This window comes from Pedobacter quisquiliarum, assembly GCF_014642175.1.
Taxonomy (GTDB): domain Bacteria; phylum Bacteroidota; class Bacteroidia; order Sphingobacteriales; family Sphingobacteriaceae; genus Pedobacter; species Pedobacter quisquiliarum.
In genome coordinates, this window is the sequence record NZ_BMIL01000001.1 from 330,469 (window position 1) to 357,179 (window position 26,711).

24 protein-coding genes are annotated in these 26,711 nt (G+C 46.2%); 11 read left to right on the plus strand and 13 right to left on the minus strand.

All coding sequences use genetic code 11. From position 1 onward, the window contains the following. Positions 1–6 precede the first annotated feature (6 nt). Positions 7–1,329 carry an HlyD family secretion protein gene (locus IEW69_RS01495; RefSeq protein ID WP_188625048.1) on the plus strand — a complete coding sequence of 441 codons (1,323 nt, stop codon included), beginning with the start codon at positions 7–9 and terminating at the stop codon, positions 1,327–1,329. Further along, complete coding sequence (locus tag IEW69_RS01500) at positions 1,307–2,722, plus strand: TolC family protein (RefSeq protein WP_188625049.1); 1,416 nt, start codon at positions 1,307–1,309, stop codon at positions 2,720–2,722. The genes IEW69_RS01495 and IEW69_RS01500 overlap by 23 nt, the downstream gene beginning before the upstream one ends. Positions 2,723–2,877: 155 nt before the next feature. Here IEW69_RS01500 and IEW69_RS01505 read toward each other — a convergent pair whose 3' ends face one another. Continuing rightward, positions 2,878–3,105, minus strand: coding sequence for a hypothetical protein (locus IEW69_RS01505; protein ID WP_188625050.1), 228 nt, complete (start codon positions 3,103–3,105; stop codon positions 2,878–2,880). 212 nt (positions 3,106–3,317) lie between these two features. On the opposite strand from IEW69_RS01505, the gene IEW69_RS01510 reads away from it, so the two are divergent. The 6 genes from IEW69_RS01510 (at position 3,318) to IEW69_RS01535 (ending at position 10,727) form a co-directional block, all read left to right on the plus strand. Then, positions 3,318–3,917, plus strand: a complete 600-nt coding sequence (locus IEW69_RS01510; protein WP_188625051.1) for a TetR/AcrR family transcriptional regulator — start codon at positions 3,318–3,320, stop codon at positions 3,915–3,917. 122 nt (positions 3,918–4,039) lie between these two features. Then, positions 4,040–5,233 carry an efflux RND transporter periplasmic adaptor subunit gene (locus IEW69_RS01515; RefSeq protein ID WP_188625052.1) on the plus strand — a complete coding sequence of 398 codons (1,194 nt, stop codon included), beginning with the start codon at positions 4,040–4,042 and terminating at the stop codon, positions 5,231–5,233. A 10-nt stretch (positions 5,234–5,243) separates the two neighbouring features. After that, positions 5,244–8,429, plus strand: a complete 3,186-nt coding sequence (locus tag IEW69_RS01520; RefSeq protein WP_188625053.1) for an efflux RND transporter permease subunit — start codon at positions 5,244–5,246, stop codon at positions 8,427–8,429. Beyond that, positions 8,416–9,834: an efflux transporter outer membrane subunit gene (locus IEW69_RS01525; protein ID WP_188625054.1), complete on the plus strand. Its 1,419-nt coding sequence runs from the start codon at positions 8,416–8,418 to the stop codon at positions 9,832–9,834. Before IEW69_RS01520 ends, IEW69_RS01525 begins: the two co-directional genes overlap by 14 nt. A 69-nt stretch (positions 9,835–9,903) precedes the next feature. Next, positions 9,904–10,407, plus strand: coding sequence for a DUF1579 domain-containing protein (locus IEW69_RS01530; protein ID WP_188625055.1), 504 nt, complete (start codon positions 9,904–9,906; stop codon positions 10,405–10,407). A 128-nt stretch (positions 10,408–10,535) separates the two neighbouring features. After that, positions 10,536–10,727 (plus strand): cold-shock protein, encoded by a 192-nt coding sequence (locus tag IEW69_RS01535; protein ID WP_188625056.1) that lies wholly within the window; start codon positions 10,536–10,538, stop codon positions 10,725–10,727. Positions 10,728–11,000: 273 nt separating this feature from the next. Here the strand turns inward: IEW69_RS01535 and IEW69_RS01540 are convergent, their stop codons facing one another. From IEW69_RS01540 to IEW69_RS01585, 10 genes are all read right to left on the minus strand, one after another. Further along, positions 11,001–15,650 carry an efflux RND transporter permease subunit gene (locus IEW69_RS01540; RefSeq protein ID WP_188625057.1) on the minus strand — a complete coding sequence of 1,550 codons (4,650 nt, stop codon included), beginning with the start codon at positions 15,648–15,650 and terminating at the stop codon, positions 11,001–11,003. Positions 15,651–15,722: 72 nt separating this feature from the next. Next, positions 15,723–16,859 carry an efflux RND transporter periplasmic adaptor subunit gene (locus IEW69_RS01545; RefSeq protein ID WP_188625058.1) on the minus strand — a complete coding sequence of 379 codons (1,137 nt, stop codon included), beginning with the start codon at positions 16,857–16,859 and terminating at the stop codon, positions 15,723–15,725. 145 nt (positions 16,860–17,004) lie between these two features. Further along, positions 17,005–17,367 (minus strand): hypothetical protein, encoded by a 363-nt coding sequence (locus tag IEW69_RS01550; protein ID WP_188625059.1) that lies wholly within the window; start codon positions 17,365–17,367, stop codon positions 17,005–17,007. Positions 17,368–17,447: 80 nt separating this feature from the next. Then, on the minus strand, positions 17,448–17,816 hold the full coding sequence (gene mnhG, locus IEW69_RS01555; protein ID WP_188625060.1) for a monovalent cation/H(+) antiporter subunit G: 369 nt from the start codon (positions 17,814–17,816) through the stop codon (positions 17,448–17,450). After that, positions 17,813–18,085 (minus strand): monovalent cation/H+ antiporter complex subunit F, encoded by a 273-nt coding sequence (locus tag IEW69_RS01560; RefSeq protein ID WP_188625061.1) that lies wholly within the window; start codon positions 18,083–18,085, stop codon positions 17,813–17,815. Before IEW69_RS01560 ends, mnhG begins: the two co-directional genes overlap by 4 nt. Continuing rightward, positions 18,082–18,558, minus strand: a complete 477-nt coding sequence (locus IEW69_RS01565) for a Na+/H+ antiporter subunit E (protein WP_188625062.1) — start codon at positions 18,556–18,558, stop codon at positions 18,082–18,084. Before IEW69_RS01565 ends, IEW69_RS01560 begins: the two co-directional genes overlap by 4 nt. 3 nt (positions 18,559–18,561) lie before the next feature. Beyond that, positions 18,562–20,064: a proton-conducting transporter transmembrane domain-containing protein gene (locus IEW69_RS01570; protein WP_188625063.1), complete on the minus strand. Its 1,503-nt coding sequence runs from the start codon at positions 20,062–20,064 to the stop codon at positions 18,562–18,564. Beyond that, positions 20,061–20,417: a Na+/H+ antiporter subunit C gene (locus IEW69_RS01575; protein WP_188625064.1), complete on the minus strand. Its 357-nt coding sequence runs from the start codon at positions 20,415–20,417 to the stop codon at positions 20,061–20,063. The genes IEW69_RS01570 and IEW69_RS01575 overlap by 4 nt, the downstream gene beginning before the upstream one ends. A gap of 1 nt (position 20,418) precedes the next feature. Then, positions 20,419–20,832 carry a Na+/H+ antiporter subunit B gene (locus IEW69_RS01580; RefSeq protein WP_188625065.1) on the minus strand — a complete coding sequence of 138 codons (414 nt, stop codon included), beginning with the start codon at positions 20,830–20,832 and terminating at the stop codon, positions 20,419–20,421. A gap of 1 nt (position 20,833) precedes the next feature. After that, positions 20,834–23,143 (minus strand): putative monovalent cation/H+ antiporter subunit A, encoded by a 2,310-nt coding sequence (locus IEW69_RS01585; RefSeq protein ID WP_188625066.1) that lies wholly within the window; start codon positions 23,141–23,143, stop codon positions 20,834–20,836. 333 nt (positions 23,144–23,476) lie between these two features. Here IEW69_RS01585 and IEW69_RS01590 point away from each other — a divergent pair, with 333 nt between their 5' ends. Then, positions 23,477–23,686: a hypothetical protein gene (locus IEW69_RS01590; RefSeq protein ID WP_188625067.1), complete on the plus strand. Its 210-nt coding sequence runs from the start codon at positions 23,477–23,479 to the stop codon at positions 23,684–23,686. Positions 23,687–23,914: 228 nt separating this feature from the next. Here IEW69_RS01590 and IEW69_RS01595 read toward each other — a convergent pair whose 3' ends face one another. Together IEW69_RS01595 and IEW69_RS01600 are read right to left on the minus strand one after the other, a co-directional pair. Further along, positions 23,915–24,661 (minus strand): metallophosphoesterase family protein, encoded by a 747-nt coding sequence (locus IEW69_RS01595; protein WP_229663477.1) that lies wholly within the window; start codon positions 24,659–24,661, stop codon positions 23,915–23,917. Then, positions 24,661–25,404 carry a nucleotidyltransferase gene (locus IEW69_RS01600; protein ID WP_188625068.1) on the minus strand — a complete coding sequence of 248 codons (744 nt, stop codon included), beginning with the start codon at positions 25,402–25,404 and terminating at the stop codon, positions 24,661–24,663. Before IEW69_RS01600 ends, IEW69_RS01595 begins: the two co-directional genes overlap by 1 nt. A gap of 105 nt (positions 25,405–25,509) precedes the next feature. On the opposite strand from IEW69_RS01600, the gene IEW69_RS01605 reads away from it, so the two are divergent. After that, positions 25,510–26,088: a Crp/Fnr family transcriptional regulator gene (locus IEW69_RS01605; RefSeq protein WP_188625069.1), complete on the plus strand. Its 579-nt coding sequence runs from the start codon at positions 25,510–25,512 to the stop codon at positions 26,086–26,088. Between the two features lie 155 nt (positions 26,089–26,243). Next, positions 26,244–26,711 carry a VOC family protein gene (locus IEW69_RS01610; protein WP_188625070.1) on the plus strand — a complete coding sequence of 156 codons (468 nt, stop codon included), beginning with the start codon at positions 26,244–26,246 and terminating at the stop codon, positions 26,709–26,711.

A 26,711-nucleotide genomic window follows, 5' to 3' on the forward strand; every position in this document is an offset into this window, starting at 1 on the left:
AGGAAAATGAAGCTTAGATCTTTTGAAAGCATTTATCATATCAATAAAGAGTCGCAGGTAAAAACCTGGTTTTATTACTTCGCAATCTTATTTATTATCGTCCTATTCCTGCCATGGACGCAGAACATCCAGGTACGTGGCAGCGTCAGTACCTTGTACCAGGACCAGCGACCACAGCAACTGAATTCGCAAATACCCGGTAGGATCATCAAATGGCACGTTAAAAATGGTGATTTTGTAAAAAAGGGAGATACCATTCTCCAGCTTTCCGAGGTGAAGGATGATTACCTGGATCCGGAACTGCTTCGCCGCACCCAGGAGCAGGTAGCAGCCAAAAAGGGCGTAGGCGAATACTACCGGGCAAAAGTGGGTACTACGGAAGCGCAGCTGGGCGCCATAAACGCGAGCAGGGATCTGAAACTGTCACAACTGAAGATTAAACTATCGCAGCTCAACAGCAAAATTGCTGCGGAAGAGGCGGAGCTTGCGGCAATAGGGAATGAAATGAAGCTGCTTGAAGATCAATACGGCCGGCAGAAGAAGATGTATGAAGAAGGGTTGGTTTCACTAACGCAGTTCCAACAACGCGCCGTGTCTTACCAAAACGCGCTTGCCAAAAGAACGGCTGCTGAAAACAAGCTCAGCCAGTCTCGCCAGGAGCTCACAACGCTCGACATTGAACGAAATGCCATCATGCAGGATTATACCGAAAAGGTGAGTAAAATTCAAGGAGAACGCTTCCAGAGTATGGGTCAGATTGAAGGGAATACGGGCGATATCGCGAAGCTGGAGAATCAGGCAGCGAATTACCGCGCTCGCCAGAATATGTATGCTGTGCTCGCCTCTCAGGATGGGCAGGTGGTTCAACTAACCAAATCGGGGATAGGTGAGATCCTGAAGGACACGGAGAGTATTGGAACCATCGTGCCGAAGATGGCCAACTCGGCCGTTGAGATCTACGTCAAGCCGGTAGACTTGCCCCTGATGCAGGTTGGGCAGCGGGTAATGTGTATTTTCGACGGTTTTCCTGCCATTGTATTCTCCGGCTGGCCAAATTCCAGCTACGGTACCTTTGCGGGTAAGGTGGTTGCCATTGAAAACAACATCGGCGCAAACGGTCTTTTTAAGGCGCTCATTGTGGAGGACAAATCAGAAAAGCCCTGGCCGCGGCAGATTAAAATCGGTGCCGGTGTAAAGGGAATCGCCATTCTCAATGACGTTCCGATATGGTATGAACTCTGGCGGAATATCAATGGTTTCCCACCGGATTATTATGTCTCAAAATCAGAAAGTGCAAATACCGCCGATGAAAAAGGGAAAAAGAATTAGCGGCTTACTATTCTTGCTGTGCATGCTGCAATTTGCCTCGGCACAAGTTGTCGTAGCACAGGACACCCTACGGTTGTCGCATGGAGAATTTTTGGCTATTGTAAAACAATATCATCCACTAGCCTTCAAGTATCGCCTGGAAAACCAGATTGCTAAAGCGGAGGTGCAGCAGGCTCGCGGGTATTTCGATCCGGTTCTGAGCGCCAAAGACGGCAAGAAAACCATAGATGGTGTAGACTATTACCAGGAAAGTAATGTGGGTTTGGAGATCCCGACCTGGTATGGGGTGTCTTTAAGCGGAAGTTATAATAATATTGAAGGACAGCGACTTAATAACAGTGACACACGAGGTGGCCTTTACCAGTTTGGTGTGACGGTGCCGCTGGCAAAGGGGCTGCTGTTTGATCAACAAAGGGCTTTGCTGCAGCAAGCCAGGGCAGCATTGCAGATGACGGCCGCTGAACAGCAACTGCTGACCAACGCACTTTTCCGGGATGCGGAAACGACATACTGGGATTGGGTGAGGTATTATGAAATTTACCGTTTGCAAACGCAGGCCGTAGACATCAATGTCAAACGTTTGGACATGATCAAAAGAACTTTCGATTACGGTGAACGTGCCGCGATCGATACCACCGAGGCCCTCGCACAATTGAGAAGTTATGAGCTGGAACAGGAAGATGCATACCTTCAATTTTTGAAAGCCACAGCAGAATTATCGTTGTTCCTTTGGAAAGATCAGTACCAACCTTTCGACCTTCGTCAGCCAATCGTTCCAACGGACGAGCTCGTGGCTAGTGAGGCCTTTAAGTCTTATCCATTGCTTATTACTAAGCTGAACACGACCAATCTGAATGCACACCTATCTTTAGTATACTATCAGCAGAAAGGGAGTTTTCTAGAAACAGAACGCAGGTTGAAGTGGCAAAGCTTCTTGCCTAAGCTTGATTTTACCTACAACTTTTTCAATAAAGAAGGTTATCAGAGCGAATATTTCCCATTGTTCCATAACAACTATCAATATGGGCTGAAGCTGGAGATTCCCGTTTTTTTAAGGCAGGCCCGTGCAGGGTACCAGATGGCTAAAGCCAAAATCGGCCAGAACCAGATGGATCTAACGTTGAAAGAGCAGGAATTGCAGGTTAAAATCTCCAATTATTCGAATGAGGTGCAGAACTACAATGCGCAGATCAACTTGGCTGGCCGAAACCTGGAGAATTACCAACGGCTTTTGCAAGGGGAGGAAGCCAGGTACGGCAATGGAGAAAGCTCCTTGTTTTTAATAAATTCCAGACAAAATAAGCTCATTGAAGCACAGGAGAAGGTTATAGAACTGCGATTTAAGTTTCTAAAAGGCTACGCGGAGTTGAAGTATTTAGCGGAGAGTTTTTAATGTTGGATCTCCATCTTTAGCTAATCCAAATATTCAAACAGTAGAACATACTTCTGCTACTAAGGCATCGCATTAAGCCACTTTCTTGAAATAGAGCGCAGTGGCTTGACTTTTGGTACTACATATAAATCAATGGAAATGCCTGATTAAAACTCCTAAAAATTAGAAGCTTCAGGATTTGCCCCATGCTTCTCACAGATACCCTCAAACCGGTTTATTGCTTGTAACACCAATCTTCTACGAGCTGCAACGATATCGCCCAACTCAATTTCAAATTCAAGAAGGTCACTGTGCGTGCTCTGAAGCAAACCATCAATCAGGTCCATTTGGTGCTGATAACTAGCTTTAAGCTCAATAAGTTCTACTTGAAATGTATCGTTCATGTTCAATAAGCATCTGTTTGCCGTAAAGATACTTCAAACCAGCCGGAAACCTCGACAATAAATACAATGAGATAAAATCGGGATCAAGACTCGAGACAGGCCTGCCACAAGAATCACCGTCTCTCCTATACTCTTGACAAATAGATGATCATATCCTAGTAAAACGGTTATACATTTGCTTAACACTGTTAAATGATATAACGGGAAACACCATGGGAAGTAAAGAACGTATCGCAAGGTTAAAAGAAGACACGAAGAGCAACATTCTGGAAGCGGCCTTGGAGATCGTTAAAGAAGATGGCTGGCAGGCTTTAAGCATGCGCAAGATTGCGGATAAGATTGAATACACTGCACCAATCATTTACGAGTACTTCGAAAATAAAGAAGGTATACTTTTTGAACTCACGCGCCAGGGCTATGTGATTTTGGCTCAGGAAATCAAGCAAGCGAGTGCTAAAGAACAGGATCCCGTGAAACAACTCGAAGCAATGTGGATCGCTTATTGGAATTTTGCCTTCGGACACAAAGAGCTTTACCAACTGATGTACGGTGTGGAGATGAACTGCTGCTACCGTAAAAATGAATTCGTAGAAGCAGAGCTTTCCTTGAATCTATTCTTTGACAAGATAAAGGAAGTGATGACTGATGAAGAACCCAATCGGGATCTGATCTGCAGAAAGTTCTACACGTTCTGGTCAATAATCCATGGACTAATATCCATCAACCTGGTAAACCGTGGTCGGGGACAAGAGATGAACCAACAAATTCTACAAGACGCTATCAAAGGCATTATTAAATACATTAACGATTAACAAACTCCTTTAAAACTGAAATAACCTCAGGCCCATCCAATGGGCCTTATTTTACATCAACTACCTAACGCTGTTAGATTACCTACAGCCGTTATATCGATCACCATAAAAATCAATATGTCATGAAAACGCAGCAAAACTATCCACCATCACTTAACAGTGTTAAACGATCTAATATCGTTATTTGGCTCATGAGCCTGGTCTTCTCCATTCTATTATTTGCCTGTCATCGCCAGGAAAAAATGCAGTTAGCGGCACCAGTCGTGCAAGCCCTGCCTGTTCAAACCATAAAGAATAGTTCAGAAAGCACCCTCTTAGAATATCCTGCACTAATAGAGGGCGCAGTTGATCTGGAAATCCGTCCACAAGTATCCGGTGCGCTCGACAAAGTGTTTGTCAATGAAGGTGCACTTGTTAAACAAGGCCAGCCATTATTTAAAATTAACGAACAACCTTTCCTTGAAGCTATGAACAATGCTAAGGCAACTTTGCAGTCTGCACAAGCTGCTGCCCAGAACGCGAAGCTGGAGGTTGAAAAACTTACACCACTGGTTGCCAATAATGTGGTGTCGGAGTTTCAATTGAAGAGCGCCAAAGCAGCACACCAGGCTGCACTGGCAAGTGTAGAACAAGCCAAAGCCGGCATCGCAACAGCAAAGATCAATCTGGGCTATACTTTAATCAAAGCGCCCGTAACAGGCTACGTTGGCCGTCTGCCCAAAAAGCAAGGCAGTCTGATTAGTGCCGAAGATCCGATTCCACTGACCAGGCTCTCAGATGCGCATGACGTTCATGTCTACTTCTCCCTCAGCGAGGATGATTTCATCAACTTCAACGAAAGGTATGCTGGTAAAACCGTCGCTGAACGCATCCGTAACATTCCGGGCGTTTCCCTGATGCTTGCTGATAACACCCTTTACCCATCTAAAGGTAAACTCGACATGATTGATGGTCAGTTCGACAAACAAACCGGTGCCATCACCCTAAGAGCAACTTTTCCAAATGAAAATGGTATGCTTCGTTCTGGGAATACCGGAAGGGTTCAAATGACGATGACCCATGAAGATGCGCTGTCGGTACCACAGGAGGCAACTATGGAAATCCAGGACAAGATCTTCATTTTCTCCGTGGGCAAAGACAACAAAGTCAGCAAACAGCCAATTACGGTCCTTGGCACAAGTGGCACCAATTACCTGGTTAGAAACGGCGTTAAAGCGGGCGATAGAATCGTGTTAAAAGGAATTGAGAGCCTTAAAGACGGTGAAGTCATACAACCAGAATCCAGCAAAGATTTAACTGCAGCTAATATCAAATAACGAAATACAGATGTTCAAAAAATTTATCGAGCGCCCGGTACTCGCTACCGTAATCTCCATACTCCTGGTCATACTTGGTGTGCTAGGTCTTACCAAACTACCACTGCAACAGTTCCCAGACATTGCCCCACCAGCTGTACAGGTGATGGCATTGTACCCTGGCGCGAATGCGGAAACGGTCTTGCGTGCTGTGGCACCTTCACTGGAAGAATCCATCAATGGCGTGGAAAACATGAGCTACATGAGTTCCACCGCCAGCAATGACGGATCCCTCGTGATCACCGTTTACTTCAAGCTAGGCACCGACCCCGACCAGGCTGCGGTTAACGTGCAGAACCGCGTGGCACAAGCAACCAGTCAGCTGCCAGCAGAAGTTGTGCAAGCCGGCATCACCACCTCCAAGCAGCAGAACAGCCTGATCATGGTTGTTGATATGTACACAGACGACACCACCAACTACGATCAGGCCTTTCTCGCTAACTACGCGCAGATCAACATCATTCCAGAGATCAAAAGGATACCCGGCGTAGGCCAGTCTATCATCTTTGGTGGAAATAAAGACTACTCCATGCGGGTCTGGCTTAATCCGGCGCAGATGGCGACTTATCAGTTAACGCCCAACGAAGTAATGGCGGCCATTCAGGACAAAAGCCTTGAGGCTGCACCCGGCAAGTTCGGTGAAAGCAGCACCGCTTCTTTTGAGTATGTCATCAAGTATAAAGGGAAATTGAACAAACCTGCAGACTATGAGAACATTGCCGTTAAATCCAATGCTGATGGTTCCATATTAAGGCTAAAGGACGTCGCCAGGGTTGAATTTGGTACCTATACCTACAGCAACTTCACCAGGGTAAATGGCAAACCCGGCATCAACATCGCCGTTATGCAGCTTTCGGGGTCAAATTCCAACGAGATCCAGATTGCCATTGCTAAACTAATGGAGAAGTCAAGCAAAGACTTCCCCAAAGGGGTCAAGCACCTGATGCTTTACAACACCAAAGATTCGCTAGACATCTCGATCAATCAGGTTAAAGCTACGCTTATTGAGGCTTTCATACTAGTCTTCATTGTCGTATTCATCTTCCTTCAGGATTTCCGTTCCACGCTCATTCCAGCCATTGCAGTGCCCGTAGCCATATTGGGAACGTTCTTCTTCATGCAGCTTTTTGGATTCTCCATCAACCTACTCACCCTGTTTGCCCTGGTACTAGCCATTGGTATTGTGGTCGATGATGCCATCGTCGTGGTAGAGGCCGTCCATGCCAAAATGGAACATAGCAATCTTGGACCGAAAGCCGCAACCGTTTCCGCCATGCGTGAAATCACTGGTGCAATTATTTCCATCACGCTCGTGATGTCCGCCGTGTTCCTCCCCGTGGGTTTCATGGAGGGCTCCACAGGCGTGTTCTACAGGCAGTTTGCTTTTACCCTGGCCATTGCCATTGTCATCTCGGCGGTCAACGCGCTTACGCTAAGCCCGGCACTTACAGCACTTTTCCTCAAGGAAAGCCACACCCATAACGGTGTCCCACAAAAGAAAAAAAGCTTCAAAGAAAAGTTCTTCATTGGCTTCAACTCCGGGTTCGAGAAGCTTAGCGACAAATATCTAGGGTCCCTACGTTTCCTCATCCGCTATAAATGGGTCAGCGTAGCCGGCCTAGCGGTGGTCATGCTGGTCACTGGTGTGCTTGTAAAAACTACGCCTTCTGGCTTCATCCCTTCAGAGGATCAGGGATTTATCGCCATATCGTTGTCCATGCCTGTGGGTGCCTCCCTGGATCGTACCACCACCGTCATCAAAGAACTGGAAAGTAAGCTCGACAACATGGAGTCCAAAAAGACGCTGATGGGGCTATCGGGTTTCAACATCCTTACACAATCTTCCAGTCCCTCTATGGGCGTGTCTTTCATTCTGCTTAAGCCTACGGCGGAGCGGGGCAAGGTCAAAGACATCAACGAGATCATGGATGAAGTTCGGGCGAAGCTCTCCACCATCAAAGGGGCAAACTTCTTTGTATTTACCTTCCCAACTGTACCGGGCTTCAGTAATGTCGACGGATTGGATATGGTGCTTCAAGACCGCACCGGCGGAAGTCTGGACAAATTCAGTGGCATCAGCAGTAAGTTTATTGGCGAGCTCATGAAACGTCCGGAGATTGCGATGGCGTTTACATCTTTCCGATCCGATTACCCGCAGCTTGAACTTCAGGTGGATGATGAGAAAGCAGATCAACTCGGCGTTCCCGTGAAAGCTGTACTGCAAACCATGCAAGCTTACTTTGGTAGTACGCAGGCTTCAGACTTCAACCGCTTCGGTAAATATTACCGGGTGATGGTGCAGGCCGACAAAGCAAACCGGGTTAATCCTGCTGCCATGGATGGCGTATTTGTCAAGAGCATTCAGGGCAATATGGTGCCAATCAACACAGTTGTAAAACTAAAGCGGGTGTATGGACCTGAAAACGTTTCCCGCTACAACCTGTTCAATTCCATAGGGATCAATGCCATTCCAAAGCCCGGTTATAGTTCCGGAGATGCGATCAGGGCAGTTGAAGAGGTTGCACAAAAGCAGCTTCCTTTCGGATACTCCTATGAGTTCACCGGATTAACCCGCGAGGAAATCTCCTCCGGCGGACAATCTGTAATCATCTTTTCGCTGTGTCTGGTATTCGTCTACTTCTTGCTTGCTGCACAATATGAAAGCTATATTTTGCCTCTGGCGGTCGTTCTATCCATCCCTGCAGGGATCCTTGGGGTTTTCACCGCCATCGGCCTTACTGGAATCTCAAACAACATTTATGTGCAGGTTGCACTGGTCATGCTCATTGGCTTGCTCGCCAAAAATGCGATTCTGATAGTGGAATTCGCCGTGCAACGGAGACGGGCCGGAAAGTCGTTGACCGCTGCAGCGCTTGAAGCCGCCAAGTTGCGCCTCCGCCCAATCATCATGACCTCGCTTGCCTTCATCGTGGGTATGATCCCGATGATGAATGCCGCAGGTCCATCTGCGCTCGGCAATCACTCCATTAGTATTGGGGCAGCTGGCGGAATGGTATTCGGCGTAATACTGGGGCTGTTCTTCATTCCGGTGCTCTTCATTTTCTTCCAGTATTTGCAGGAGCGCGTGTCTGCCTTCTCGGTACCTGCGCCCAAAAAAGAAATCCACATCAAAGAATTAGTTCATGAAAACGTATAAAGCTTTATTTTACCTCCTTTGCATCTCGGCCATAGCGGCCGGATGTAAAGTTTCGAAGGATATTCCTGTTCCACAAAATGCCACACCAGCTACATTCAGGGAAAGTCCGTCAACCGATTCTACAAGCATTGCGACTTTGCCGCTCCATGCTTTCATTAAAGAACCCGACATTCAGCGGCTGGTGGATACTGCTTTAATGCGGAATTACGATCTGCAGCTTGCACTAAAGAACGTTGAAGCTGCAGAACTTTTGTTCAAACAGTCCCGCTTAGGTAATCTGCCCAGCATCAACATGCAGGTTACGGCGAGTTCCAACAGGCCGTCAGACAACAGTCTGAATGGCTTAAGTTCAAGTCAATTTCTAGGCACACGACACATTGAAGATTACAGTGCGGGCCTGGGCCTAAGCTGGGAAGCAGATATCTGGAGTAAAATCAAGAACCAGAAAAGATCTGCTTTAGCTGCTTATTTGCAAACCGCCGAAGCAAAAAAAGCAGTGCAGACCAGGATTGTCGCCAATGTAGCGCAAGGTTTTTATCAGCTGATGATGATGGATGCACAGCTGCTGGTTGCTAAGCGGAACCTTGAACTGCGTGATCGCACGCTGCAAATTATAAAGCTACAATATAATGCAGGGCAGGTTACCTCCCTGGCCATTCAGCAGGCCGAGGCAGAACAGATCCTTTCGGCTCAACTCATTTCACAACTTGAACAGGCAATAACCATTCAGGAGAATGCCATAAGCGTGCTCAGCGGTAAAGTACCTGCGGCAGTAGATCGGCAGAGCACATTGAACAGCCTGAAGACACCCCTGAAACTTCCGGCAGGGTACCCGGCGTCCATGGTCAGCTTGCGACCAGACGTGAAAGGTGCTGAACTCGCGCTGGATGTTGCGAATGCTGAAGTCGGTATTGCCAAAGCGAATCTTTATCCAAGCCTGAACATCAACGCCAGTGCAGGACTCAATGCACTAAAGGCAAGTAATTGGTTTACCATCCCAGCCTCCTTGTTTGGTGTAGTATCGGGCGGCATCACCCAGCCGGTTTTTCAGCGCAAGCAACTGAAAACACAATATGAACTGGCTAAAATCGATCGTGAACGTACGGTTATTCAGTTCAGGCAGGCCGTACTTAATGCTACGGCAGAGGTCTCCGATGAATTAACCAGGATCCAGCGACTACAGCAGCAATATGAAATTGCTTCAAACCGTGTACAAACCTTACAGCAGGCCGTTAAAAATGCAGATCTGTTGTTTAAGAATGGTATGGCAACCTACCTCGAGGTCATCACGGCGCAAAGCAACTTCCTGCAAAGTGAACTTGCACTCGCCGAAGTAAAGACTTCGCAACTCATCGCTGCAGTAGAACTATACCGTGCACTGGGTGGCGGGACTGTCCAGATGTAAATCCAGCGACAGTTTTGCGCGTAGATGTCCGGATTCTTATTTAACTTGGATCATACAAAATATGAAAACATGGAACCAGTTAAGAATAGATTTGAAACCTCGCTGGCGGAAGGCATTCACCACCAACTAGCCCTTTTAGCTGGAAATTGGGCAGGCACCTCGCGCACCTGGTTTGAAGCAGATGTGCTTGCAGATGAATCCCCGGTCAGTGGAACCATAACATCCATTCTTGGAGGTCGTTTTATTCTGCACCAGTACCAGAGCAGTTTAGCGGGTAAACCACTTGAGGGGCTTGCAATCATTGGCTACAGTTTTCCCTACGGTCGATACCAAACGGCCTGGGTGGATAGCTTTCACATGGGAACAGGAATTATGTTCTCCGAGGGGGCGGCAACCGAGAAAGGACATTCAGTTCTAGGAAGCTATGGAGGCGAAGGGATGCTAGAACCCTGGGGTTGGCGGACTGAAATTGAGGTTGTTGATCAAGATCATGTGATCATTACGGCGTACAATGTGGAACCGGGTGGGGCAGAAGCTAAAGCTACAGAGATAAATTACCACAGGAAAGTATAATACGATGATCGGTACGAGAAACTTAATTTCAGCATAGCATAATTTAACCTATATTTAACTGTTTTCGTCCTTTTTTAACCAAAGTATAAATATTTTTATTACATTTGTATATATTTAAATACAGTATAATGCAACAAGGAACAGTAAAATTTTTCAATGAGACAAAAGGTTTTGGATTTATCGTGCCAGCTAATGGTGACGCTGAAATCTTCGTTCATTCTTCAGGCCTAATGGATAACATTCGTGAGAATGATTCAGTAAGCTACGACGTTGAGCAAGGTAAAAAAGGCTTAAACGCAATTAATGTTAAGATCAGCTAATTAGATTTCCTTCATAAATTGGAAGAACATCCGCGCTAAGCGGATGTTTTTTTTTGCCCAAAATTATGCTTTGTTATTGGTCAAGAATCAGCCAAACAATAAGCTTACGGGCTGCTTATTCAGTAGCTAGAGGGATAAATATCTTGTGATTTGTTTGTTGCTGGGTGCCTCGTCAGATGATAGCGCATTCAACCGCTTCCAATAATTCCCTTAAACAAAACAGGGCACCTGCAAATGCAGGCACCCATGTTTTCAACCAACCTAACCTAGTTCTTATTTCCAACCGCCACCAAGCGCTTTGTATAGCGAGATGTGGTTTAGCACTTGTTCTTTCTTAACCTGCGCTTCTTTAATCTCCGCATCCAACACGCTTCGCTGCGTGTTCAGAATATCCAGATAAGTAACTCGCCCTGCTATAAAAAGATCATTTGCAGCTTTTACAGAAGCATTTAGCGCATCAACCTCATCCGTGATGTGTGTCCTTTTCTGCTTGATGAAGTCTTCCGCTTTAAGTGCATTTTGCACCTCCTTGTAAGCATTCAATACCACCTTTTCATATTCCTGGAATGCGATTCCATAATTAGCGGTGTAGCCAGCGTACTCCGCACGTAAGCGCTGCTGACTAAAGATCGGCGCCGTAATGCCGCCAAGTAATCCATAGGCTACTGATGTCGGCGTACTAAACAGTTTTCCAAGATCGAACGACTGCAAGCCAACATACGGCGCTAATACAACCGCTGGCAAAAACGATAGCTTCGCAGCCTTAGCCTCCTTATTTGAAGCAATAAGTTCCAGACCTGCCTGACGGATATCAGGCCGCAAGGCAAGCATCTGTAGTGGCGTGCCACTTGCCAGTGAATCGTTCATAATCGTGGCTTCAAGTCCGTTCTGTGTACGGGAAATTGATGTGTTGAAAGTTCCTGTAAGGAAATTCAGATGGTTCTCCAGGATGCTGATTTGTTGCAGCACTTCCTGCTGTCTCGCTTTCGAATTGGCCAACACGGCTTTAAACTGCTGCACACCCAGCTCCGTAGCCGCACCAGCGGATTTCTGCACTTCTATAATTTGTAAGCTCCGTTGTTGCAAGCCGATGTTCCGGTTAATAATTTCCAGTTCTTCATCCAGGGTAAGGAGTTCAAAATATGCTGTCGCCACATTACTCACCAATTCCGTTTGTACCAGTTTCTGACCTTCATAAGAAGCCAGGAATTTGTTCAATGCCGCCTGTTTTCTGTTTTTTAGCTTACCCCAAAGGTCCAGCTCCCAGGATGTACGAAGCCCTATAAAGTAATCGGGCAGGGGATCCGGCAAACGCTCGTCCTCCTTCAGATTATCTGAAAAGTTGGTGTCATAGTTACCAATTCCATCCATCGTATAGAAACCATACTTCCGCAAACCTGCTTCAACCGAAAGATCTAAGTTTGGCAATGCCGCACGTTTTCGGATCCGGAGATTAGCTGCTGCAATTTCAATCCTGTGCAAAGTCTGCTTCATATCCGGATTGTTCGCAAGCGCCGTATCAATCAGCTTTGCGAGCTGCTCATCCTTAAAGAAGTTTTTCCAGGTCTGATTCGCGATGGTATTGGTATCCAGGCTTTGCTGAAAAGCTGCTGGCACATCCCTGTGCTTATACTCAGGAAGGTCTTTGTTAGCAGAACAACTGCTTAAGAAGATAATGAACCCGATTAACGGAAGCGCTACCAGTTCAATAGCCTTCTTCTTCGGTGCCACCGGACCATGATCCGGATCTATATCCGGTCCTGAGCCGCCAGCTCCGGAACCATTATCATCGTCAGCGCTTGCCTCAGGAATTGCTTTCTTCTTCCGCATAAAAGAGGAGAACAGCACATATAGTCCAGGAATAACGATTACCCCGGCAATCGTACCTACAACCATACCGCCAACTGCTGCGGTACCGATAGACCGGTTACCCAGCGCGCCCGCGCCACTTGCCAGCATCAATGGGATTAATCCTGCTGCAAATGCAAAGGACGTCATCAGGATCGGGCGCAAACGTGCTACAGATCCCTGGATTGCGGCATCAAGATAACTCATACCTTCTTTCTGCTTTAGAATGGCAAATTCTACAATCAAGATCGCGTTCTTGGCGAGTAAGCCGATGAGCATCACCAGTGCAACCTGTGCATAGATGTTGTTTTCTAATCCAAATACCTTTAAGAACAGGAAGGCACCAAATACCCCCGCTGGTAAAGAAAGTAATACCGGCAATGGCAGTAAGAAGCTTTCATACTGCGCCGCAAGGATCATGTACACGAATACCAGACACAGCGCGAATACATAAACTGCCTGGTTACCCGAGAGAATTTGCTCCCTGGTCATACCCGACCATTCAATCTCGTAGCCCTGTGGCAAACTTGCCGCCACCTTTTCTGCAGCCTCAATGGCCTGACCACTACTAACACCTGCGGCCGCTTCACCTGTAAGCATCGCCGAAGAATACATATTATATCGCGTAATTTGTTCCGGTCCGTAAACGCGCTCCATCGTAATGAAAGAAGAGAATGGCAGCATTTCGCCAGCATCGTTCTTGATGAATAACTTCAACACATCTTCCGGTTTTTCACGGTAATTCGGTCCGGCCTGGACCATTACTTTATACATCTGACCGTATCTAATGAAGTTCGTTGCATAGAAACTACCCATCAATGTTTGCAAGGTGTTCATTGCGTTTTCCACACTGATCCCTTTTTTAGCGGCCTGATCATAGTCCACCTTAATGAGGTATTGGGGAAAGCTCACGTCAAATGTGCTGGACACACTTGCAAGCTCTGGCGTTGCCGTCAAGTCGGCCATGAACTTATCCAGCACCACAGCCGTTTTATTCAAATCATCTTGTCCGGTTTTATCCAGAATCCGCATCTCAATACCGGAAGAGTTACCAAACCCTGGAACTGTAGGTGGTGGGAAGAATTCAATCTCCGCATCCATAATGTGTGCCGTCGCTTTTTTAAGCTCGCCAATCACGTCTGTAACGGATTGATCACGATCGCCCCAGCCAACCAGGTTGATCATACCCATACCGTAAGACGCACCAGATACCTCGTTTACTAAACTATATCCCGCAAGGGTAGAAACAGTCTCCACCGACTTCATTTTGCGACTGATGGCATCAATTTCATTTAATACAGCCTCTGTACGGTCCACCGTTGCACCAGGAGGGGTATTTACGTTCACATAGATCATCCCCTGATCTTCTGTTGGGATAAAGCCCGATGGTAATACACTAGCCATGCCCCATGTGGCCACAAAGAAGCCAATTAGCAATCCAAAAGTTAACACCCGGCGTCCTGCAATACGCGTAATCAGGCTTTGGTACCCACCTGATGTACGATTGTACCCTTTGTTAAAGCCACCAAACAACTTCGCCATAAAGCCTTTTGCTGCAGGTTTATCGTGCGGGGAACGCAGGATAATTGCACACAAAGCTGGCGTAAGCGTTAAGGCATTGATCCCGGAGATGACGATGGCCGAGGCCAGCGTCAGCGAGAACTGCCGATAGAATATACCGACCGGGCCGGAAAGGAATGCAACGGGTACAAATACCGCCGACATCACCAGGGTGATTGCCACAACTGGTTTACCCACCTCGCTCATGGCAGAAAGTGTTGCTTCCATAGGTTGCATGTGCTCTTCCTCCATTTTGGCATACACCGCCTCCACAACAACAATCGCGTTATCCACAACAATACCGATGGCGAGCACCAGGGCAAAGAGCGTAAGCAGGTTTATCGAGAAGCCAAGCATTTGCATAAAAAACAACGCACCGACCAGACAAACAGGCACGGCAAGTGCCGGAATCAAGGTCGACCTGAAGTCTTGTAAGAAGATGTAAACCACAATAAACACCAGAATAAAGGCCTCTAGTAGGGTCATCAATACACTGGAAATTGACGCGTCCAGGAATCGTGAAACATCATAGCCCATGGTATAAGTCATACCCGGTGGGAAGGAGCTACCTTTAAGCTCCGCCATACGGTCCTTTACGTTCTTAATAACATCCTGTGCATTGGAACCTGGTAACTGCTTCAGCATGATGGAAGCCGAAGGGCGGCCGTCAGTCTTGGATACCATCTCGTAATCCAGGGAGCCGAACTCTACATCAGCAATGTCCTTTATACGGATGATGGATCCATCCGCATTCGCGCGGATCGGAATATTCTTGTACTCTTCAGCTTCGGTAAACTTCCCTGGATAGCGCAATACATATTGCTGCATATTGATGGATTTATCCGAGCCAATACCGGTTTGCCCCGGTGCGGCTTCAACGTTCTGCTTCCTTAATGCGGCAACAACATCATCACTGGAGATCTGGTAGGCGGCCAGGCGGTCGGGTTTTAACCACACACGCATTGCATAATCCCTTAAACCCATGATCTGCGCAAAACCCACACCTTCAATACGTTTAAGCTCTTTTAATATGTTGATATCCGTAAAGTTGTAAATAAAACGCTCGTCAGCAGTTTTATCTTCACTGTACACATTCAAATACATCAACATACTATTTACTTCCTTCTCCGTGGTTACACCGGCCTTGATTACCTCCTCGGGAAGTTCATCCAGCACCGTGGTTACCCGGTTCTGTACGTTCACGGCAGCGATGTCCGGATCCGTGCCAACTTTAAAGAAAACCTGAATCAGCGTCGTTCCGTTGTTGGTGGACACGGAGTTCATGTAAGTCATACCCGCAACACCGTTAATTGCCCTTTCTAGTGGAATGGCCACAGCATTGGTACTTACTTCAGCATTCGCACCCGTATAATTCGCGGTTACCACAACGGATGGGGGAACAATATCCGGGAACTGCGTCACCGGTAATGTAAAGAGCGCCAGTATCCCCAACAGGGTAATAAAGAGCGATATGATCAGTGATAAGACTGGTCGTTTTATGAATGTTTCAAACATAATTGTGCATGATGGTATTAGTGGAGTCCTGAAAAGGACTCACATCAATGATTAATTAGATAGTAGGTGGAATTAGTTTTTCGCGACCAGTGTGCTTTGCGGCAGCGCCATCGTTTTTGGTGAAACTTTTAGTCCGTCACGCAAAGTCTGGCTGCCTTCAAAAACAACTTTATCCTTTGTTTCAAGTCCATCCAGCACAGTGTAATAGTGCCCAACACGTTGACCAGCCTTAAAAGCAGTCATCTTAATGGTGTTGTCTGGCTGTAATACATACACGTATGTCCTGTCCTGAATCTCGAAGACCGATTTCTGGTGCACCGCCAGCAATTCGCCGGTTTCAACAGGCACACTGATCTTACCCGAAGCGCCGTGTTTCAACAACCCGGTAGGGTTAGGGAAACGTGCTTTTAAGGATAATGAACCTGTATTCTGCGCAAATTCACTTTCCGCAAATACGGCATCTCCCTGGTGGGGGTAAAGCTCACCGTTCGCCAGTGTAAGCTTAACGCGCTTCTGAATATTGTTCTTCTTGAAGCTTGCATCTGCCACCATATTCAGGTACTCTTTTTCAGAAATATCGAAGTAAACATTCACTGCGGAGAGGTCTGAAACGGAGGTCAGTAGAGATCCTTCTTCCAGTAAACTTCCTGCTTTCAAAGGAATCCTGTCAATGCGGCCGGAAAACGGCGCGCGAATCATGGTGTTTGCCAACCTCGTTCTTGCATGTTGTAGCACAGAACGCGCTTCCGCCACGCGGGATTCAGCAGCTTTTTGCTTAGCGGCTGCTAAGTCCATATCCGTTTTAGAAACAATGTTATTATCTACAAGAATCTTTGTTCTTGCTTTCTCCAGCTTTACGGTTTTTGCATCTGCAATGGCGTTGTTCAACGCGGCTTCCGCTTTTGCATATTCTGCTTTATACTCCTCATCATGTATCTTAAACAAAACCTGGCCCTGTGTTACAGCAGCGCCTTCTTCTACATATATTTTATCTAAGAAACCCGCCAATCTGGATCTTACTTCTACATTCTTTACCGCCTGTATATCTGCAATATATTCGTTGTAAATGACGGTGTCCAATTTGGTTACAGCGGTCACCGGTACTGTTCTTGGGGCTGCAGTTTCTGTGTTGTCCTTGCTTTGCGCGGTACAACCAATTAATCCGACGGTAGATAGGAATAGGAAATTAGCTAAAAGATTAACTTTCATGTTATTGTTGACTATGGTTTAATTAAAAGATGGTCGTCCTGTGCTTAATGACAGGAGATAAAAAGCTGTGAAACAGCAAAAGGCTACGCTAAGCTCTTGATAGACAAGAACAGCGCAACATGATCATTACGTTAGCGGAATTAACTTAGAATGGCTTTAGCCGGAATAGAAAGGAGTAATACCCGGGAAGACAAAGGCTTCGGGCGCTATAATATGGGTGTTCAACAACCCTGGTCCGGATCAATTGCCGGAACAAAAAGAAACAAAGGAAGAATGTAACCGCCGCGAGTGCTGGTGTTGCAGTCTTTACAAGACGATACTCCTCATTAGGAATCTTGACATCTTGAACGTTGCTCTGTGGAAGATCAAGCAAATCATCAATTACATATTCCACAAAGGAGTGCCCATCCAACGTCGTATCTTTACTAAGCGCATTGAAGCCAGCTTCGTAAACAATGATGTTGAGATACGCAAACAGTCCTACGATATGGAAAAATTTGAATAACATGCGCCGCAAAGTTAGGAATCTGAACGGCCCCCGGGGAATTGTAATACCATTTTGACAGTTAAATGAACCTTAGTTGCACTTTATGGCTGTTGCTCAGGATTTTCATCCCCATCTGGCGCCTTTTTTTCGTAAAAATCCTTTAACTCATCAATTATGGTCCCTTTCCAGATGGCTACTCCGGTATGATAAGCAGTTTTGCCAATCATGTGTGCCGCAACTGGTGCAGTTAAAATCAGGAAGAAGATGATCGCCATTGCCTTCGTGGTTACAGAGACATCAGAAAAAGTGAATGCTGCACAAATCAGGAGCAGCCCCACACCGAGTGTAGAGGCTTTCACGGTAACGGACAGCCGGAGATAGAAATCAGGCATCCTTAAAATGCCTATGGAGGCGAACAATATGGCCAGTGCGCCAATCGTGCTGAATATTGCAGTTAGTATATCCGTCATTTCTTAATTTGTTTATCGAGGTAAAACGAAAAGGCAATGGTGCCCAAAAATGCGATCAGCGCGAATATCATCGCCACATCCAGCAAGACTGACTCACCCGATCGTATGCTATAAGCCGTAATTAATGCAATACCAATGGTAATGATTAGGTCCAGCGCAATTACCCGATCCACCACCTGCGGCCCTTTATAAAGCCGGATCATCACCAGCACAACGGAGATGATTAAAATCGGGAATATCACATAGTCAAAATAGGTTGCCAGTGTCATCGTAAAATCTCTAATAGTTTGTGTTCAAAGCCTTTTTTAATTTGTTGTATGAAGCGGTCCCGGTCCCTCAGGTACATCACGTGAATAAACAATGACTTCTTGTCTTCACTAATGTCCAGGATCAAGGTACCTGGCGTCATGGAAATCATTGTCGAGAGCAGGTTGATCTCAATGTCTGTGGTCGCTTCCAGCGGATAACGGATGATGCCCGGCTTAAAAAAGTATTTTGGTGTAATTACATCATAAGCAACCTGAACATTTGCGGCAATCATTTCATAAAGAAAATAGAATATGAAACCGATGGTCTTCGGAACCCTGTTAAAATACCTGCGGTCCGCTTCCTGCCGGTTCATGATCCATAGGATAAAAAAGCCCATCAGGTAACCGAACAGGAAATTTGAGTAATACAGTGAACCGGTTAATGCCACCCAGATAAAGGAGAGCAACAGGTTCATTAAAAAGTGTTTCATCATAGCTTATTTTCCTAAAACCGCCTTGATGTAAGGAGATGTGTCCAACAATTCATTTGATATACGGTCTACAACCTGGATGATAAATTCTGCATTAAGCCCGATAAAAAGGGTTCCTGCTGCAAGTATGCCTACCGGTAAAACGAGCAGGGTTTTTCTAAAAATATCCAGCTCTTTAAAGCTGTCTGACAGCGGTTCTGTCCTCGACGCTTCTTTCCAGAATACCTCAGCCCACAATTTCGCAATAACATAGAGTGTAATAAAACTCGCAAGAATCAAACTCGCGATAAAGAAATAGCTATTCGCATTAAAGCTGGCTTCAAACAGATAAATCTTTGGCCAGAACCCTGATAGTGGCGGAATGCCGACTAACGAGAACAACACCAATGCCATAAGCAACGAGATCTTCGGATATTCAGAATATAAGCCGCCAAGCTTGGGTGTGTCGAGCGTCCCGCGCATCTGCCTGATCAGGCCCGAAATCAAAAACAGATTCGTCTTTACCATGATGTCATGTATCAGGTAGAATATCGCACCCATGAATGCGATTTTCGTATACAGCCCCAGGCCGCCTACAATAAAGCCAATGTGACAAACAATTAAATAGGAAAACAAACGTCGGATATCCAGTTTGACCAATGCGCCAAAGGCCCCCGTGAGGATAGTAAGAATGGCAAGTACAATCAGCACCGTTCTCATAAACTCATTGGGGATGAAGATTAGTGTGAAAACCCGGAACATGGCATACAGGCCTACTTTGGTTAACAAACCACCGAAGGTCGCCGCAACGGCTGAAGGTGGGGTATGATAGGAGGAAGGCAGCCAAAAGTATAGCGGGAACACTGCCGACTTGATTCCAAACCCAATGATGAAGAACATGGCCGTTAAGTTCACAATGGATTGGTCCTCCACCAGCGGTACCTTTAAGGATAGGTCGGCCATGTTTAAAGTCCCGGTGATTCCGTACAATATCCCGATTCCGGTCAGGAAAAAAGTCGAGGCCAGAATGTTCAATGCCATGTATTTTACTGCACCTTCGAGCTGTTCTTTCCGACCACCCAGGGTCAGCAGTACGAAGGACGCAATGATAATCACCTCAAACCATACGTAAAGGTTGAAGATGTCGCCCGTAAGGAATGCGCCATTCAGGCCCATGATCAGAAAGTGAAAGATGGGAAAATAGCCATATAGCATTCTTGCTTTTCCTACACCAACAGAGGAGAAGATCGAAACGGCAAGCGCCGCTATGGAAGTCAACAAGACCAGCGTGCTGCTGAAAAGATCCGCGACGAATACAATTCCAAAAGGTGCTTCCCAGTTTGCAGCATTCATCGTCAGGATTTCTCCATTGTAAACCTTGATGAACAAGGCAAACGAAAATGCAAAACCCGACGTAGCACCGGCGATACTCAGTACGCGCTGCGTAATGGTTTTCGACCAGCATGCAAGTTGAATGATGGCCGTGAATAGGTGAATAAGTATTGGTGCTATAATGTGGTTATCAATCATAAATCTTCTTCTTCCGGAGTGTTTAAATCATCTAAATCGTCTGAGTTGATCAGCGCATATACCCGTTTAAGCAAAACAATGGCGAAAGAGGTCAGTCCAAAACTGATTACGATGGCGGTCAGGATTAATGCCTGCGGCACTGGATCGGCATAAATTTCTTCAAAGACCTTCAGGTCTGCTTTGATAATCGGCGGCTTACCTTTGGTAATGTTGCCGAACAAAAAGATCAGGAGATTGGTGGCATTCCCCAGTAACATGATGCCCAGGAGCAAGCGCACCATACTTCTGCGAAGAATCAGGTAAACACCTGCGGAATAAAGTACACCAATCAGTAATACAAGTAGTAACTCCATATCAATGTGTGTGTAAGGAGATGGTGAACAAAATGGTGAGTACCACACCAATAACAACTAGGTATACCCCGAGGTCGAAGAATAGCGCTGATCCCATCATGCCTATTACCGGGATCGGCTCTTCAAACCACAATCCGGTCATTACCGGGTAGCCGATGAGTACTGGCAGAAACATCGCCAATGATGCAATGCCGAGCCCGACCGGAATAAGTGCCATCGGCTTATAACCAATAATTTTCATAGTGTTTGTGGTACCATGGGCGAAACTGTGCAGCACAAAAGCGATCGCTGCCACTAAGCCACCCACAAAGCCTCCACCTGGATAATAATGCCCGCGCAGTAAAAGGAAAACCGAAAATAAAAGCAGGATGGGTAGCAAGTACCTTGATGCTGTTTGTAATATCGCACTTCTCATACTATTCTTTCTCTGATGAGGTTAACCTCAATTTAATTAAACTATAAACGCCAAGCGCAGCAATGCTGAGCACGACAATCTCGAACATGGTATCGAACCCACGAAAGTCAACCAGAATCACGTTGACCACATTCTTACCTTTCGCAAGGGTATAGGCGAAGTCACCGTAGAACTTGCTGATCGATATGTCCGTCGGTACCTGTAGTACCTTTATTGCAATAACCGAAAGGATGATCCCAAAACCCAGCGCAACCACAGTGTCCCGTATGACGATGGTATTGTTTGCCTGATTAATGAAAGGCGGCAGGTTAAACAGCACAAATACGAACAGCACAACCGTTAGGGTGTCAATTGTGAATTGCGTCATGGCCAGATCCGGTGCACTATAGTAAACGAACATCAAACAAATGGCATAACCAATAACACTAGTACCTACAACTGCTGTTAATCTTGATGAGGTCGTGACCGTAAGTACTACTGCCGCAATCAGGATCAATACATTAATGGCTTCGTATACACTGATGGCCGACAACTTACTATAATCGATATAGATCGGCCCGCCAATGAAAAGCTCATATGCCAGCAGCAACTCCGCAAAAAGGATGATTTTGAGGAGATAGGATCGTAGAAAACCATTGTGCATGGTGTCCGTGTACCAGTCTGAAAATTTAACAAACCCGCTCGAAAGGCGCTCAATGATGGCCTGCGGTGAAGCGGATTGGAAGGACTGAACCCAAGCCAGCTTTCTGCTGTCCGCCTTATTCACATAGTATATCGCTGTACCGGTAACGAGTGTCACCAGGCTTAAAATTAATACAGTGTTGAAGCCATGCCAGATTTTCAAGTGCACCGCTGCTGGCGCAATAGACATCGCGTTTACGGCCGGGGCAATCAGCTGCTCCCCAGCGGAATTCGGGAAGAAACCAAAGTACAAACCTGCAAAGGCCAGAACCAGCGGTGGGATCCACATGGCTTTGTAGGGCAGATGCACTTTTTCATAAGCCTGTGGTAAAGAACCTGTAAAGGGTTTAATGCCCGCCATAAAACCAGCGGCAACAAGGCATAGATTGGTGACGAAAGCTGCTGCGGTCAGGTATATGGCAAGCTGCTGATCTGCGTGTAATGTCGCTTCGTAAATGAGGTCTTTAGAAATAAAGCCGAACAGCAGCGGCATTCCCGCACTGGATAAAGCCGCCAACAAGCCCGCGATGAAAACCGGGAGCAACACCTTTCTCAAACCTCCAAGCTGCGTCAGTTCCCGCGTGCCGGTTTCGTGATCGATAATTCCAGTGGTCATGAACAAAGTTGCTTTGTAGAGCGCATGTACCACAATGAAGGTCACGGCTGCCACTAGGGCCGCTTCCGTGCCCAGCCCGATCAGGAATGTTAAAACCCCAAGGGCAGAGATGGTCGAGTAAGCTAAAATACTCTTCAGATCCGTGCGGAACAAGGCATGGATTGCCGCATATAACATGGTAAGGCCACCAACAATCATCAGGGTGTACGACCATGCCGTGGTATTTCCCAGGATGGGCGAAAAGCGGGCGAGTAAAAATATCCCCGCCTTTACCATCGTTGCCGAGTGCAGGTAGGCAGATACGGGCGTTGGTGCTTTCATGGCGCCGGGGAGCCAGAAATGAAAAGGGAATTGTGCGGATTTTGTAAATGCTCCGATAAACACCAGCAGCAGCACCAATGGATAGAGCTCATGATTTTTAATCACATCTGCAGCGTTCATCAATTCCGAAATGGAGTAGGTGCCGGCGATGTTCCCGATGAGAATCATACCCGTAAGCAGGAAAAATCCACCCATCCCAGTTACACTAAGCGCCGTAAGTGCGCTCTTCCTCGAATCTGGATTGTCATTGTTGAACCCGATCAGAAAGAAAGAACTAATACTGGTGAGTTCCCAGAATATAAAGAGCAGCAGGATGTTATTTGATAACACGATGCCAAGCATGGATGCCATGAATAAACACAGATAGGCATAAAATCGATCGAGATATTGGTGCCCTTTGAGGTATGCACTGGCGTAGAGGAAGATCAACGATCCGATCCCGCTTATCAAGAGCGCAAATAGTAGCGACAGCCCGTCAATTCTCAGGTCGAGGTTAATGTTCAACGAGGGCACCCATTGGTAGAATTCATATGCTACGTTACCGCTGCGTACCGTCGGGATATAGCCAAGCAGATAGCAAAAAATGGATAGCGGAAGTAAAATTAAAACAGCACACCATTTTGTCCGGAAGTATTTTCCGAAGGGAATCAAAAGGCCCGATGTTATTAATCCTGATAAAACAGTAAATAGCATTTTAAGGGGATTTTGTTGTGAATGACCCCCAAAATAGTAAAAAAAGAGCTGTTTTCCTGCATTTTTCCTAATATTCTTTGGATTTGACTGCGCTGGTATGGCAAAAAATACACGCCTCAATTGTAATTGGGTATTTTGTGCAACAGCTTTTTGGGCTGATCCTTGCATGATATGTTGTGGAAAGCATTCAATATCCAGGAATCCGCCTTATTTGATCAATTCACGGGCTTAGTGCCTGTGTAATAGGCAGATTGGGAAAGAATAACGCCACACATCGGGGAATAACTCCACAGGTGCGCGCAGGCATGCTATTCATTTAATACCTTTTTTAAAATGACAGAAGTTTTTTACCACAACACCTACAACCAGCTTCAGCAAATCAGATTGCATAACATGGATGCTGCTGCTTTCGTAGATAGCACCAAGGATTCTGCCATTCGCATTTTCTGCATTCTTGAAAACGGAATCATTAAAAGTGGATCGTCTGACTTTGCGAATGTGGAGGCTGCGCTGTACAGCTCCCTACTGAACATTCTTTGTTAGCAAAGCATCTCTGAATTTAACCTTAACATCATTGGAATTGCTTTATACCAAGTGGGTAGCAGATAGGTACCAGCTTCGGTATCAACGCGGCCTCCATACGGGGTCGATCCGGCGTCTATGCGGTTCCCGCCGGTTATAGCCGTATCAACCCCGGGTGAACGCCCCATCAATACCGTAAAGACGCATAAACTCTTAAGTCATGCTGTTGTAATTAGGCATCATCCGAACTTAAACTTCAAAGGTATAATAGCCGCATGGATAGCCATGTTTTTTGAGGATCGGTAATGCTACATTGAACACCTTTACGCCGCCTGGGACTTCTCCTTCCAGGGTACCGGCATGTGCGTGGCCGTGAAAGGTGGCCACAACGTTATGCCTGGATAGGGGTTCTGCCAATCGGGAAGATCCAAGAAAGGGATAAATCACTTCGGGTTCCCCCACGATGGTTTGGTATATGGGCGCATAATGCAGGATGGCAATTTTTTTAATGTTCTCATGTTGCTGATCTAATTTGGCCAGCGCACGCTCCAGATGCAGGGCTTCATCTACCGCTTCCTGAACAAAGGCTTTCATTGCACCTTCACCGAACATGGAAAGCGTATATTTATCAAAGCCGCCGCCGAAGCCTTTAACACCGGCAAAACCAACGCCTTTTACCACCACAGACTCCCCATCAAGAATCATCATACCACTATCCTGCAGCATCTGGCGGATCAACTTATGTCGCCCCTTCTCGTAATCATGGTTTCCAAGAACACCAAGCACAGGGATGGTGCATTGCTTCAGCTCTTCAATTAAGATCGAGGCTTCACCTTCATCACCAGTGTCAGTAAGGTCACCAGCAATGATCAGCACGTCAGCCTTTGTTGAAATCTCTTTGAAGCAATCGGCGAAACGTCCTTTATCTGTTTCCTTCACGTGGATATCGGCCATAGCCGCTATGCGGATTTTATTTTCAGTTATTTCTTCCATCATTATGTCGTCTTAATTGTACTCACTTTATAGTTCCATAACTTAATGTCTACCTCGTATTGTGTCTGGTCTATGATGGGACCACGGCAAACCTTTTCAGTTGAGGAGGGGATGTCGTACTGTTCTTTAGCACGATCCACAAGTTCATCAAAGAGCCATTTTGGAATAATCTCCATGTAGTCGGCTGGATAAACAAACTGAAAGATCAGCAACTGCGCAAGCAGTAAGTGCCAGTGCTGGTCCATTCTGAACAACAGCCGCTTCCAGTCCATGTCTTTCCCTTGCTTAATCAGCATGTGGTTAATGTCTGAGCCGTCGTAACGTTCGCGGTTCTGCACGTACAACTTGCACCAGATGAGTTCTACCAGGGGTAAGAACTTGACGGGCACACCTGCATATTCACCTTCCTCCGCATGTTCATACCAGGAGTCATCTACGGTGCAGATGTTGTTCACCGTGTCAAAGATGATGTCTATGTATTCTCCGTTCTTATGAATTTTTGCAAGCCATCTAACGTCGGTCAGTTCCGTGTCGTAACCATGCTCTGCGACTACTTTTAGAATCTTGGGATATTCGGAAGGCTTGCAGAAGATATCGAGGTCTTTAGAATCTCTTACAATGCCGGTGTAGTTGAACATGGCAAAGCCACCACCGAGCATAAAATTCAAATCATTTTCATTTAGAATCCTGATCACGTCAAGATAAAATTCCTGTGCTTCGGCTTTTTGTTTTTCAGTTTGGGCCATTTGTTTTCAGCAATTTGATGCGTCTTTATAACTCATTAGGCCGGGTCAATGTTTTTTTGAGCTTAATATTGAGGCTGCAAAGGGGATTTTTTCTATCTTGAAGTTATGTCCGTAGCCTTAGCCGCCGTATACCAGCATCCACTTTTGAGTGACCGCGATCTGCAGGTGATTTTTGCTGCACATCAGCTGAAATCCTTCAAAAAGGGGGACTTTCTGCTACAAAAGGGGCAGACTTCCAAGGCATATTTCTGTGTTGAAGAAGGACTCATACGATCATACGTGTATGATTACAACGGCAATGACATCACTACAGGATTTATTGGAAAGAATGAGATTGCCATTGATGTCGTTTCGCTGTTTACAGGCGTTCCATCGGAGGAATACTTGCAGGCGCTTACCGACTGCCAGTGCTACATGATTGACCTGGAAACCTTACAGGAGTTGTATCACTCCATCAAAGGGTTAAACGAGTGGGGCAGGGCCTGGATGTCGGGCAGCCTGTTTGCATTAAAGCAACGAACCATCGCGATGATCACGGAATCAGCAAGCGCGCGCTATCGTAAACTCGAAATACAACATCCCCAAATTCTCCAACAGGCACCACTGAAGTTTATCGCCAGCTACCTGGGAGTAACGGATTCTTCGCTCAGTAGAATAAGAAAAGAACTTTGTAAGTCAACTTAACTGCTGCATCCGACACCTATCCTTGTTAAAGCGCGCGCTTAACCGCTGTTAATTAACTGTTTTGGACTTGATTTCTTGTCCTAGGGCAAGCGCTAACGCGGATTGATAATATAGCTTTGAGTTGTAAATCAATGTAAATCTTAAACAACGAGATCATGAAATTAAATCCTTATCTGAATTTCAATGGTAATGCAGAAGAAGCCTTCCGTTTTTACCAATCCGTTTTTGGCGGTGAGCTGATCGTGATGAGAATGGGTGATGCACCTGGCGCGGAAAAGCTGTCTGAAGCGGAGCGAAATATGGCCATGCATGTTTCCATCCCGATTGGTGCGGGTCAGTATCTGATGGCTTCAGACTGTACCGGGCAAGCGGGTGTTCAACTTCAATTCGGAAACAACAACTACATCGCGGTATCGCCCGACAGCCGGGATGAAGCTGATCGCATCTTTGATGGTTTGTCTGCTGGTGGAATGATTGAAATGCCGATGGCGGATATGTTCTGGGGAGATTACTTTGGGTCCTTCAAAGATAAGTATGGGGTATACTGGATGATCATCTTTGAAAACAGCAAAGTTGAAAACGATGCGTCGGAGCCAGGTATCCATGTATTTGAATCTAATTGA